The sequence below is a fragment of the Streptomyces sp. NPDC006487 genome, assembly GCF_042870555.1.
Lineage (GTDB): Bacteria > Actinomycetota > Actinomycetes > Streptomycetales > Streptomycetaceae > Streptomyces.
Genome location: NZ_JBIAHN010000010.1, coordinates 260,737 through 273,963 on the forward strand (window position 1 = coordinate 260,737; position 13,227 = coordinate 273,963).

Annotated in this window: 6 protein-coding genes; 3 read left to right on the plus strand and 3 right to left on the minus strand. The window is 73.6% G+C overall.

What is annotated here, in order from left to right:
- Complete coding sequence (locus ACFYM0_RS19485) at window positions 1-3,723, minus strand: nitrate reductase subunit alpha (protein WP_388502856.1); 3,723 nt, start codon at window positions 3,721-3,723, stop codon at window positions 1-3.
- Between the two features lie 229 nt (window positions 3,724-3,952).
- Between ACFYM0_RS19485 and ACFYM0_RS19490 the strand changes: the two genes are divergently transcribed.
- Window positions 3,953-4,693: a YwiC-like family protein gene (locus ACFYM0_RS19490; RefSeq protein ID WP_388502859.1), complete on the plus strand. Its 741-nt coding sequence runs from the start codon at window positions 3,953-3,955 to the stop codon at window positions 4,691-4,693.
- A gap of 27 nt (window positions 4,694-4,720) precedes the next feature.
- Here the strand turns inward: ACFYM0_RS19490 and ACFYM0_RS19495 are convergent, their stop codons facing one another.
- Together ACFYM0_RS19495 and ACFYM0_RS19500 are read right to left on the minus strand one after the other, a co-directional pair.
- The gene (locus ACFYM0_RS19495) at window positions 4,721-5,647 is read right to left on the minus strand and encodes a GNAT family N-acetyltransferase (RefSeq protein WP_388502861.1); all 927 of its coding nucleotides are present in this window, start codon (window positions 5,645-5,647) and stop codon (window positions 4,721-4,723) included.
- Between the two features lie 42 nt (window positions 5,648-5,689).
- Window positions 5,690-8,539 carry a lysylphosphatidylglycerol synthase domain-containing protein gene (locus ACFYM0_RS19500; protein WP_388502863.1) on the minus strand — a complete coding sequence of 950 codons (2,850 nt, stop codon included), beginning with the start codon at window positions 8,537-8,539 and terminating at the stop codon, window positions 5,690-5,692.
- A 178-nt stretch (window positions 8,540-8,717) separates the two neighbouring features.
- On the opposite strand from ACFYM0_RS19500, the gene ACFYM0_RS19505 reads away from it, so the two are divergent.
- On the plus strand, window positions 8,718-9,077 hold the full coding sequence (locus ACFYM0_RS19505; RefSeq protein ID WP_388502866.1) for an MGMT family protein: 360 nt from the start codon (window positions 8,718-8,720) through the stop codon (window positions 9,075-9,077).
- Between the two features lie 312 nt (window positions 9,078-9,389).
- A complete protein-coding gene (locus ACFYM0_RS19510; protein ID WP_388502870.1) occupies window positions 9,390-13,193 on the plus strand; it encodes an ATP-dependent helicase in 3,804 nt (1,267 codons plus the stop codon).
- The last annotated feature ends 34 nt before the right edge of the window (window positions 13,194-13,227 follow it).

Here is a 13,227-nt window from a genome sequence, read left to right on the forward strand (position 1 = left end):
TTAGAACTCCACCTTCTGGTCGCGGCGGCGGATGACCGTCACCTCGTCGCGCTGGTTGCCGGTCGGGCCGAGGTAGTTGAAGGCCCAGGTCAGCTGGGCGTAACCGCCGATGAGGTGGGTGGGCTTGAGCATCACCCGGGTCAGCGAGTTGTGGATGCCGCCGCGGCGGCCGGTCTTCTCCGTCTTGGGGACGCCGACCGTGCGCTCCTGTGCGTGGTTCATGTAGACCGTGCCGGGCGGCATCTTGTGGGAGACGATCGCGCGGGCGGTGATCACGCCGTTGCGGTTGACCGCTTCGATCCAGTCGTTGTCCGCGACGCCGATCGCCTCGGCGTCCTGCGGGGACATCCAGACCGTCTGGCCGCCGCGGCCCAGGGTCATCATGTAGAGGTTGTCCTGGTACTGGCTGTGGATGGCCCACTTGTTGTGCGGGGTCAGGTAGCGGACGGCCACCGACTTCGCCTTCTCGTCGACCGTGCCGAGCTCGGGCTCCCCGTACAGGGTGTGCATGTTCAGCGGCGGCTTGTAGACGGGGAGGGACTCCCCGACCTCGTGCAGCCAGTCGTGGTCGATGAAGAAGTGCTGGCGGCCGGTGAGGGTGTGCCAGGGCTTGAGGTGCTCGGTGTTGATCGTGAAGGCCGTGTACCGGCGCCCGCCGGACTCGGAGCCCGACCACTCCGGCGAGGTGATCACCGGGACCGGGCGGGCCTGGGTGTCGGCGAAGGTGATCCGCTTGCCCTCGGCCTCCGCGGCCAGATGGGCCATCGGGGTGCCGACCTTCTTCTCCAGGGTCTCGAACCCCTGTGTGGCGAGGCGGCCGTTGCTGGTGCCGGAGAGCGAGAGGATCGCCTCGCAGGCCTGCTGCGCGGTCTCCAGGCGCGGGCGGCCGTCGGCGACGCCGCCGCGGACCGTGCCGTTCTTCGCGCCCAGGTAGGCCACCTCCTCGGCCACGTCGAAGGTGACCGCCTTCGTGGTCACGCCCAGCGTGTCGACGAGCGGGCCGAGCGCGGCGAACTTGTCGCCGACCGCCCCGTAGTCCCGCTCCACGACCACCAGGTTGTACATGGTCCGGCCCGGTACGGGCTCGCACTCGCCCTTCGACCAGTCCAGCGCGACCCCGCCGGGCTGCGCCATCTCACCGCCCGGGGTGTCGTGCTGCAGGGCGGTGGCGACCAGGTCCTTGCGCACGCCCAGGTGGCTCTTGGCCAGCTCGCCGAAGCGCTCCGCCAGCCCCTTGAAGGCGTCGTAGTCGGAGCGGGCCTGCCACGGCGGGTCCACGGCCGGGGTGAAGGCGTGCAGGAAGGGGTGCATGTCCGTGGAGGACAGGTCGTGCTTCTCGTACCAGGTGGCCGCCGGGAACACCACGTCGGACAGCAGCGTCGTGGACGTCATCCGGAAGTCCATGGACATGAGCAGGTCGAGCTTGCCCTCCACGTCCTCCTCCCGGTACGTCACGTCCCTGGGCGTGCAGCGCGGCCCGTCCTCGGGCAGGTTGGAGTGGGTGCCCAGGAGGTGCTTGAGGAAGTACTCGTTGCCCTTGGAGCTGGAGCCCAGCAGGTTGGCCCGCCACACGTTGAGCACGCGCGGCCAGTTGCCCGGGGCGTCCGGGTCCTCGCCGGCGAAGCCGAGCTCGCCGCTCTTGAGCTGCTCGACGGCGGACGCGACCGGGTCCTCGGCCTCGCCCAGCTCCAGCGGGTTGCGGTCGAAGGTCGGGTACGAGGGCATCCAGCCCATCCGGGTGCTCGCCGCCAGGCAGTCCGAGCCCGTCATGCCCTCGAAGGCGCCGGAAGCGAGCGGGGAGGCGAGCGCCTCCGCGGGCAGGGTGTCGTAGCGCCACTGGTCGGTGTGCAGGTAGAACCAGGCCGCGCCGATCATCTGGCGCGGCGGGCGCGACCAGTCGGAGGCGGCGGCCAGCGTCGCCCAGCCGGTGACCGGACGGCACTTCTCCTGGCCGACGTAGTGGCCCCAGCCGCCACCGTTGCGGCCCTGGCAGCCGGTGAGGGTGAGCAGGGCCAGGAAGGAGCGGTAGATGGTCTCGGAGTGGAACCAGTGGTTGGTGCCCGCGCCCATCAGGATCATGCAGCGGCCCCGGGACTGCTCGGCGGTCTGCGCGAACTCCCGTGCCACGCGCGCCGCCTGGGCCGCGGGGACCGAGGTCAGCGACTCCTGCCAGCCGGGGGTGCCCGGGGCGCTCGCGTCCTCGTAGCCCGTGGGCCACACGCCGGGCAGGCCCTCGCGGCCGACCCCGTACTGGGCGAGCATCAGGTCGAAGACGGTCGTGACCAGCCGGTCCCCGTCGGCGGTCGCGAGGCGCCGTACGGGCACACCGCGGCGGATCGTGCCGCGCGCCTTCCCGTCCTGGTCCACGCCCTGTTCGTCGTCCTCGAAGCGGGGGAGGGTGATCTCCACGCTCTCGTCGGCGGTGCCGTGGAGGGTCAGGCGCGGGACGGTGTCGCCGAGTTCGAGGTTCCACTCGGGCTTCTCGTTCTTGCCCCAGCGGTGACCGAGCGTGCCGTTCGGGACGACGATCTCGCCGGTCGTGGCGTCGATCAGGACGGTCTTCCACTGCGCGTTCTCGCCCGCGTCCGGAAGACCCGTTTCACCGAGATCGGCGGCGGTGACGAACTTCCCCGGAACCAGACCCTGTTCGGTCTCCTTGAGGGACACCAGGAAAGGCAGGTCCGTGTATTGCCGGACGTAGTCCGTGAAGAAGGGCGTCTGCTTGTCGACGAAGAATTCCTTGAGGATGACATGGCCCATCGCGAGGGCCAGCGCACCGTCCGTACCGGGGTGCGGGTGCATCCATTCGTCGGCGAATTTGGTGTTGTCCGCGTAGTCGGGGGAGACGGTGACGACCTTCTGGCCGCGATAGCGGGCCTCGGCCATCCAGTGGGCGTCCGGGGTACGCGTGACGGGGACGTTCGAGCCCCACATCATCAGGTACGCGGCGTCCCACCAGTCGCCCGACTCCGGGACGTCCGTCTGGTCCCCGAAGACCTGCGGTGAGGCGACCGGAAGGTCGGCGTACCAGTCGTAGAAGGACAGCATCGGCGCACCGATGAGCGAGTGGAAACGGGCACCGGCCGCGTGCGAGGCCATCGACATCGCCGGAATCGGCGAGAAGCCGGCGACCCGGTCCGGACCGTGCTCCTTGATCGTGTGCACGTGCGCGGCCGCGACGATCTCCGTCGCCTCCTCCCACGTCGCCCGCACCAGCCCGCCCTTGCCGCGCGCCCGCTGGTACGTACGCCGGCGCACCGGGTCGGACTGGACGTCGGCCCAGGCCTCGACCGGGTCGCCGAGGCGCGCCTTGGCCTCGCGGTACATCTCCAGCAGGGCGCCGCGCACGTACGGGTAGCGCACCCGGGTGGGGGAGTAGGAGTACCAGGAGAACGAGGCGCCGCGCGGGCATCCGCGGGGCTCGTACTCGGGGCTGTCGGGGCCCACCGAGGGGTAGTCGGTGGACTGGGTCTCCCAGGTGATGATCCCGTCCTTGACGTAGACCTTCCACCGGCAGGAGCCGGTGCAGTTCACGCCGTGGGTGGAGTACACGACCTTGTCGTGGCTCCACCGGTCGCGGTAGAAGGCCTCCGCGGCGCGGCCGCCGGTGTGGTGGACGGTCCGCAGGTCGTCCGAGACCTCGGCGGTCCTGAAGAAACTGCCCGCCTTGATCAGCGATTCGGCGGCGTCCTGGTATCCGTCGCGTATGTGGCGCTCGTGCAAGGCGACCCTCCAGGCCGGAATAAAAGGCGGTGCGTGGGGTCCGGGCAAGATGACCCAGACACGACGCTACGCCCGGCGCGGAGGCGAATCCGATGACAAAGGTCCCGTAGGGGCGTGACCTAATTCCGGTCTTTCACAGGTCGAGTGGATGTCACGCTGGAAGGAGCCAACTCCGTTGCGGGGGTGGAAAATTACGTGCCCGAATACCAATTAGGGAAGGACGGGGAGCGTGCCGCCGAAGAAGGCCTCCTGGATCCCGGACCAGCACGGGGCGTGGGCGATGCTCACCGTGCCCTTCCTCGCGGGCACGTTCCTCTCACCGCGGCCCGGATGGCAGCACCTCCTGCTCCTGGCGGCCTGGCTCCTCGGTTACGCGGCGGTCTTCCACGCCCAGCAGTGGCTGCGCCTGCGACGGGTCGCCGCCCGGCGCCCCGAGGCGGCGCGGCGCCACGTCCGCCCGGCGCTGGTCCTCGGCGCGGCGACCGCCCTGGCGGGGATCCCGCTCGCGGTGCTCCACCCCCGGCTGCTGCTCGCGGGCGCGGCAGCGGCGCCCTTCGTGGCCGTGAACTCCTGGTTCGCGCTGCGGAACCGCGAGCGGGCCCTGGGCAACGGACTGGCGGCGGTGGTCCCGGCCTGCGGGATGCTGCTGGTGGCGGCGCGGCTGGGCGGGGGCGGCCTGCCCTGGGCGCCGGCCGCCGCCTGCCTGCTGTACTTCGCGGGCACGGTCCCGTACGTGAAGACGATGATCAGGGAGCGGAACTCCCGTACGTACTACCGGGGTTCGGTGGCCTACCACGCGGTGGCCACCGTCCTGGCGGCCTGCCTCTCCCCGTGGCTGGCCCTCCCCTTCGCGGCCTACCTGGCCCGGGCCGCGGCGCTCCCCGGCCGCGGGCTCAAGGTGGCGGTGGTCGGCGCCGTCGAAACCGTGGGTTCGGCGGCGCTGCTGGCTTCGCTGCTGCTGATCTTCTGAGGGTGCGGGGTCGCGGTCGGGGCCGCTTCAGAGGGGCAGCGAGCGGAACTCGTCCAGGACGGCGAAGCCCGTGCGGTCGTACAGGCTCATCGCCACCTCGTTGCCGCCGAACACGTTGAACATCAGTGCCTCGTCGCCGCCCTGCCGGACGGCCCACTCGCCGACGGACATCGCGGCGCGGCCGAAGCCCTTGCCGCGGTGCTCCTCGTACACCTCCAGCGAGAAGCCGAAGGTGACGCCCGGCAAGTAGCCGTGGTTCACCCAGCCCGTGCCGACCACCTGCCCGTCGGCCTCCAGCGCGTAGAAGGCGTGCCCGGGGGTCGCGTGGCCCTGCGGGAGGTGGCGGGCGAAGTCCTCGTCGGACTTGGCCTTGGCCTGCTCCGGGTTCAGGGCCCCGGCGCGGACGATGTCCGCCACGTACGCCGCCTCCTCGCCCGCGTACCAGCCGGGGTACTCCTCCGCGGTGAGCGGCCGGACGGTGAGGCCCGGCGGCAGGGCGGGGCGCTCGGCGGCGGCCCGCAGGCGGTTCTGGCCCCGCACGGGGTAGTGGGCGAAGACCGCGTGCGAGCTGTCGGCGGCGCCGGTGAGCCGGACCTCCACCCGCCCCGCGCCCCGCTCGGCGCACCACCGCTCGGCCCACGTACGGGCCGCCGTTGCGGCCGGCCCCGGCGCCGCCGTCAGGTCGTGGATCCGGCCCACGGGAGCCCCGTTGTCCTCGGACACCCCGACCGCGATCCACCCGGCGCCGTCCGTGGCCACCGTCCAGCCGTCGACGCCCTTCAGCGCCCGCTCCAGCAGGGCGCGGGAAAGGGGCTCCGAGCATCCCGCGGCCCGGTACCCGGCGAGCACCCGTTGCTCGAAGCCGCCCCGCCACTCGGCCGGATCGGCCGCGACCCGTATGCCGCTGCTCCCGCTGGTTCCGCTGGTTCCGCTGCTCCCGCTCGTCCCGTTCATCCGGCCACCCTAGGCAGGGCGGCCGACGGGGCTCCAGGGGGTTTAGATCGCTTCCTTGCGCGTCAGGAAGTTGAAGGAGATCCAGCCCGGCAGCACCGGAAGCCAGAACGTCACCACGCGGAACAGCAGCACCGCCGAGAAGGCCACCTGGCCGTCCAGCCCCGCCGCGACCAGGCCCAGCGTCAGCGCGCCCTCCACCGCTCCGATGCCGCCCGGTGTCGGAGCGGCCGAGCCCAGGGCGTTGCCGGCCAGGAAGACCACCGCGATGCTCGCGTAGCTGATGGCCTCGCCGCCGCCGAAGGCGCGGATCGAGGCGTCCAGGCACATCACGAAGCAGCCCGTCAGCAGCAGCATCCCGCCGATGCCGGTCAGGAGTTTCTGCGGCCGCTGGAGCACGTCCAGCATGCGCGGGACCACTCCGGCGAACAGGGCCCGTACCCGGGTCGCCACGAACTTCCGCAGGAAGGGCACGGCCGTCACCACGAGCACCAGCACGGCCACGGTCAGCAGACCGGCGATGACCGTCCTCGACGGGGTCATCTCGGGCGTCTTCTCGGTCCCCGTCAGATAGCCGAAGGACAGCAGCAGCAGGATGTGGCTCGCCAGCCCGAAGAGCTGCGAGGCGCCCACGCTGGCTACGGCGAGTCCGGGACGGATGCCCGCCCGCTGGAGGAAGCGGGTGTTCAGCGCGACACCGCCGACCGCGGCCGGAGCCACCAGCTTCACGAAGGATCCGGCTACCTGGGCCAGTACGGTCCGCAGGAACGGCACCCGCTCGGGTACGAAGCCCAGCAGGCTCATCGCCGCCGCGAAATAGGTGAGCGCCGAGAAGGCGAGCGCCACCCCGACCCAGCCCCACTGCGCATCGCCGATCGTGGTGGCGAAGTCGACGTGCGCGATCTGGGTGACCAGGAAGTACGCGCCGAACGCGCCCGCGATGAACGACACCAGCGTGCGCGGCCGGATCCGCTCCAGCCGGGCCGGTTCCACCGGCGCCTGCGGGCGGATCAGCAGCACCTGCTGGCGGATCTGGCTCAGCAGATCCTCCTCGCGGGCCCCGTCGAGCGCGTCGTCCAGGGCCTTCTTCTCGGCCTTCTTCTCGACGGCGGAGCGGGTGGCGGGCGAGGCGGAACCCGCCTCGCGCAAGGCCTTCGCCGCCCGCGAGGACTCCAGTACGGCTTCCCGCTCGCGGTCCGCCCGCTCCCGCGCCAGCTTGCGCAGCGTCGCCCGCGTGGAGCGGCTCAGCGCGATCGGCTGGAGCAGCGGCAGGCAGTCGGCCACCGCGTCCGGGCCGAGCACCGACACCGCCGAGGCGACCGAGCGCTCGGCGCCGACCCGCAGGCCGAGGGTGGTGAGCAGCTGCGCGATGTCCATGCGCAGCACGAGGTCGCCGGCCGCGATCTCGCCGCCGCGCAGGTCGGTCAGGGTGATGGTGCCCGCCGCGGCGCCGCCGGCGGTGCCGGTGCCGCTGCCGCTGCCGGAACGATCCACCACGAGCGCGTCCCCGGTCAGCCGCCGGTGCGCGATCCGCCGGGACTGCAGGGCCCGTACCTGCTGCCAGGCGTTGCGGCTCAGCTCGTCGGTGATCTCCTCGTCGGCCAGCTGGTCCAGGCTCCGGCCGCCCAGGTGCTCGTAGACGAGCATCACGGCGTCCGGACCCAGCTCGGAGGTGGCGATGAGCTTGGGCGCGTTGGCCCCGGCGGCGATGGCCGCGTACGCGAGCAGGGCCTCCTGCTCCAGCGCCTGGCGCAGGGACTGCAGACTGCGCCGGGTGGTGATCCCGCGCAGCGTCAGGCGGCGCCAGACCCGGTAGTAGAAGCCCTGGGCCTGCTGCTCCCGGTCCACGACGGTGACGTCCAGGGGCGGGCCGTCCTCCAGGGTGACGTGGTAGCGCCGCCCGCGGTCGCTGACCTCGGTGCTGTCGCCGCCTTCCGGGGACTCGGCGCGCATCGCGCTGACCGGCTGGAAGCCGACCCGGCGCAGTCCCGCGAGGAGGTTCTGCCCGGTGGGGCGGACGTTCGGCGAGCCGACCGCGTACAGGGTTCCGTACGCGACGCTCCAGCCGATCAGCACGGTCAGGATGATCGAGAAGGGGGTGGTGTAGCCGCCGACCAGCATCGCGAAGGCGTCCAGCAGCAGGACCACCCACAGGGCGACGCGCCAGCGCGGACGCCGGGTCATCCCGACGGCCGTCATGTACGCGATCACGGGCGCGAGGTAGCCGTGCACCGGATCGGTGAGGGCCCCGTCGGCCATGGTGGGACGGGTGAGGGCTTCTTGGATGGTCGTGGGCGCGGCCTGGGAGACCCAGAGGTCGGTGGCGAGGGTGACCCCGTGCGCGAGGACGGCGGCGAGCACGCCGTCGGCGATGCGCAGTCCGTCGCGTTTGATCAGCCTCTCGATGGCGAAGGCCACCGGGACGAGGAGCACGGCGATGCTGGACACCAGCCCGGCGACCTTGATCAGCACGTCGGGCGCCTGGCCCGTGCCGTTGCTGATGTCGGCTTCCAGCCCCGCGGTGGTGCCGTGGGCGAAGGCGGCGATGGCGAGGACGACGGCGATGCCGAGGATCCCGACGAGGAGGCGTACGAGGTCGGAGGGGCGGTGCACCCGGGCGGCGAGCAGCGGCTCGTCGACCTCGACCTGGTCGGCGGCCGTCGGGGTGTGGCCGTGCGGGGTCTCGGCGTCCTCGGGGGCCGGGCCCGGAGCCGGGGCCGGAGGCGGAACCGCCGCCTGGGCCTTGGAGGCCTTGGCCGGGGCCCGGGTCTGGGCCTGGGGCTGGGCCTGAGAGGGAGTCGCCGGCAGGTCCGCCTGCGGGTCCTCGCGGCCCTGTGGCGGGCCTTCGTCTGGGCGCGCGCCGTCGTTCGCCGCCGCGCCGTCCGGAGGACTCACACCCTGCTCCTTTCCCGTCACTTCCGTCTCTTCTTGATCACGTATCACGCGTCACCGCCCGGAAGATGGTGGCATGGACCGACGGCCGCGGGGGGCAGCAGGGTGCGAGCCGGTCCGGAACACCGGCTTCCACGCGCTTGCCGCTCCCCTGTGGGCCCGGTGCGGCACCATGGGCCGAATGAGCGAAGAGCTGCCCGCGTACGCGGAGCGGGTGCTGGAGGCGGCCGAGCGGATTCCGCCCGGCCGGGTGATGACGTACGGCGACATCGCGGAGTGGCTCGGCGAGGGCGGGCCCCGCCAAGTGGGCCGGGTCATGGCCCTGTACGGCGGAGCCGTGCCCTGGTGGCGCGTGGTGCGGGCGGACGGCCGTCCGCTGCCCGGCAGCGAGCGGCGGGCGCTGGAGAACTACCGGGCCGAGGCCACCCCGCTGCGGCTCACCGGCGACGGCGAACCGCGGCTCGACATGCGGCGGGCACGCTGGGACGGGCACGACGGGGACCACGACGGGGACACGGCGCGGGACGAAGGTCACATGTGACAGCTTCGGCCATGTGCGGTCCGGAGGGGTGGTCGAAGGGACGTGCGAAGCCCCGTACGGGGGACGCGGGGGACCGGATGGCAGTGAGGCCGGGCACGGGGCCGGGCTCGGGGCCGGACCTGAGGACGGGACTCCCGGGGAAACTGCGCCCGCCGCGCGCCTTGCCGTAGCGTTGCCTCTTCGGCTTCGGCTTCGGCCACCGCTTCGGCCAGGGCTTCGGTCACGGCCACCGCCCGGGCCGTCACCACAGCAGCAGCAACCGCTGCGGCAGCGACCGCCGCAACGGCAGACCCACCAGGACCGGCACCCCACGTGAACACCTCTTCCTCCGACGGCCACCGCACCGAGCGGCGGCGTACGCGGACCCCGGACGCGTACCGCCTGGTGCGTACCGGTGCGGAGCGGGTGGATCCCCCTGTGCTGGACGCAGCGCAGCGGGCGGTGGTTGAGCACACCGGCGGCCCGCTGCTCGTGCTGGCCGGACCGGGCACCGGAAAGACGACCACCCTGGTCGAGACGGTCGCGGCCCGCGTGGAGTCCGGGACCGACCCCGCCCGCGTCCTGATCCTCACCTTCAGCCGCAAGGCCGCGGTGGAACTGCGCGACCGGACCGCCCTGCGGCTCGGCGGGGCGCGCGCCCCGCAGGCCACCACCTTCCACTCCTTCTGTTACGGACTGGTCCGCGCCCACCAGGACGCCGAACTCTTCGCGGACCCGCTGCGCCTCCTCTCCGGCCCGGAGCAGGACGTCATGGTCCGTACCCTCCTCGAAGGCCAGCGCCGGATCCGCTCGATCCGCTGGCCCGACGACCTGCGGGCCGCGCTGACCACGCGGGGCTTCGCGGACGAGGTCCGCGCGGTGCTCGCCCGCGCCCGCGAGCTGGGCCTGGGCCCGACGGCCCTGTCCGACTTCGCGTCCCGCATCGGCCGCCCCGACTGGAAGGCGGCGGCGGCCTTCCTCGCCGAGTACCTGGACGTCCTGGACCTCCAGGGCACCCTGGACTACGCGGAACTCCTCCACCGCGCGGTACTCCTGGCGGAGCGGACCCCGTCCCTCTCGTCCGCCTACGACGTGATCTACGTGGACGAGTACCAGGACACGGACGCCTCGCAGCTGCGCCTGCTGCGCGCACTGGCCGGACCCGCCGGGCGGCTGACCGCCTTCGGCGACCCCGACCAGTCGATCTACGCCTTCCGCGGCGCGGACATCAACAACATCCTGGACTTCGAGAGCTCCTTCCCCGGAGCACAGGTCCGCGCCCTGACGACCTCCCGCCGCTCGTCTTCGGTCCTGCTGACGGCCACCCGCCAGCTGACCACCCGCATGCAGGTGCCGCGCCTGCCCTCGGCGGCGGTACGGGCCCACCGCGCGCTCGCGTCGACCCGGGAGGGCGGCCGGGTCGAGGTGTTCACCTACCCGACGGCCGGCGCGGAACTGGACAACATCGCCGACATCCTGCGCCGGGCCCACCTGGAGGAGGGCGTCCCGTGGCAGGACATGGCCGTCCTGGTCCGCGCGGGCGGCCGCACCCTGCCGCAGATGCGCCGCGCCCTGATCGCGGCGGGAGTCCCTGCCGAAACCGACGGCACGGACGCCCCCCTCCGCCACGAGCCGGCCATAGCCCCCCTCCTCACGGCCCTCCGCACCCTCGCCGAATCGCACACCGCGCCGACCCCGCCCACCCCTGACGCCGCCGAGGCCCCGGCATCCCCGGCCGAGCTCCCCGACGAAGCCGGATCCGCTGCCGCCGCCACGAGCGAGCCGGAACAAGAGCCCCCCCTCACCCCGACACCCGCCACCGCCCCGTCCGCTGCCGCGGGCGCCACCGTTCCGTCCGCTGCCGCGAGCGGCACCGTTCCGTCCGGCTCCGCCGACGTCCCGGCCGTGCCGGAGGGTGAGCTTCCCGAGGTGGTGGGCGGTGCGGGCGAGCCGGCCGGCAGCTCTGGGGCGGATGGGCGGGGCCCTTCCCTCGCCGCGGTGGGCGGCACTGTTGGGTCCGTCTCCGCCGCCACGGTCGGCACCGTTCCGTCCGGCTCCGCCGACGTCCCGGCCGTGCCGGAGGGTGAGCTTCCCGACGGAGTCGGGGCCGCTTCCGGGGGCGAGGGCGGGCTTGCCCGTGCGGCCGGGGCGGGTGGGCGGGACACCTCACCCGCCGCCGAAGGCGGCACCGGCCTGCCCGGCACCGAGGCCGGGCCCGGATCCGGATCCGGCGAGCCCGCCGCAGGCGAAGCGTGGATCGGGGTCGAGGCCGCGCTCGTGCTGCTGTCCTCGCCGCTCGGCGGGATGGACGCCGCCGACCTCCGCCGCCTCGGCCGCGCCCTGCGCGACGAGGAGCGGGCCGCCGGCGTCCGCACCCCCGCGCCCTCCGACGTCCTCCTCGCCCGCGCCCTCGCGGAGCCGGAGCGGCTCGTCGCCCACGACCCCGCCTACGCCCGCGGAGCGCAGCGCCTCGGCCTGCTGCTGCGCAAGGCCCGCGAGCTCCTCGCCGGCGGCGGGACCGCCGAGGAGGTCCTGTGGACCCTCTGGGACGGCACCCCCTGGCCGCAGCGCCTGGAACGCAGCGCCCGTCGCGGCGGCCCCGCCGGCCGCAACGCCGACCGCGACCTCGACGCCGTCTGCGCGCTCTTCGACACCGCCGCCCGCGCGGAGGAACGTACCGGCGGCCGCGGCGCCCTCAACTTCCTCGAGCAGCTCGAGGCCGAGGACATCGCCGGAGACACCCTCACCCCCCGCGCCACCCGCCGCGAAGCCGTCCGTCTGATGACGGCACACCGCTCCAAGGGCCTGGAGTGGGGCCTCGTCGTCGTCGCGGGCGTCCAGGAAGGGCTCTGGCCCGACCTGCGCCGCCGCGGCTCCCTCCTCGAAGCCGACCGCATCGGCCGCGACGGCCTCGCCGAACCCCTCACCCCCGGCGCGCTCCTCGCCGAGGAGCGCCGCCTCTTCTACGTCGCCGCCACCCGCGCCCGCGACCGCCTCGTCGTCACCGCGGTCAAGGCCCCCGCCGAGGACGGCGACCAGCCCTCCCGCCTCCTCACCGAGCTCGGCGTCCCCGTCAAGGACGTCACCGGCCGCCCCCGCCGCCCCCTCGCCGTCCCCGCGCTCGTCGCGGAACTCCGCGCCACCACCGTCGACCCCGACGCCTCGCCCGCCCTGCGCGACGCCGCCGCCCGGCGCCTCGCCCGGCTCGCCGTCCTCACCGACGACGAGGACCGCCCGCTCGTCCCCGCCGCGCACCCGCAGCGCTGGTGGGGGCTGTACGAGCCCACCCGCAGCAGCGTCCCGCTCCGCGACCGGGACCACCCCGTCGCCCTGTCCGGCTCCGCCCTGGAGCAGCTCGCCAACACCTGCTCCCTCCAGTGGTTCCTGGGCCGCGAGGTCAAGGCCGACGCCCCCTCCACCGCCGCCCAGGGCTTCGGCAACGTCGTCCACGTCCTCGCCGACGAGGTCGCCTCCGGCCGCACCCCCGCCGACCTCGCCGTCCTCATGGAACGGCTCGACTCCGTCTGGGACTCTCTCGCCTTCGACGCCCCCTGGAAGTCCCGCCAGGAGAAGGACAACGCCCGCGCCGCCCTGGAACGCTTCCTGCGCTGGCACACCACCGACCGCGGCGGCCGGGCGGCCGTGGCCACCGAGCACGACTTCGACGTCACCCTCGAAGCGGGGGAGTACGCCGTCCGGGTGCGCGGCTCCATGGACCGGGTCGAGGCGGACGCGCAGGGCCGGGCGTACGTCGTCGACTTCAAGACCGGCAAGTCCGCGCCGACCGCCAGGGAGGTCGAACGCCACCCGCAGCTCGCCGTGTACCAGCTCGCCGTGCGCGAGGGCGCCGTCGACGAGGTCTTCGACGGACTGCGCCCCGCACCGGGCGGCGCCGAACTCGTACAGCTGCGCCAGGGCGCCGCCCAGCGCGACGGAGGCGACACCGTGCCCAAGATCCAGGCGCAGCAGGCCCTCGAGGGCGGCGCCCCCGGCGAATGGGTCGGCGACCTGCTCGCCACCGCGGCCGGCCGGGTCCTCGACGAGCGCTTCGCGCCCGCCCTCGGCAAGCACTGCGACCACTGTTCCTTCCGCGCCTCGTGCAGCGCCCGCCCGGAGGGCCGCCAGACGGTGGAGTAGGCCGCGCGGCGGGGCGGGCGCCGGCCCGGAGGCA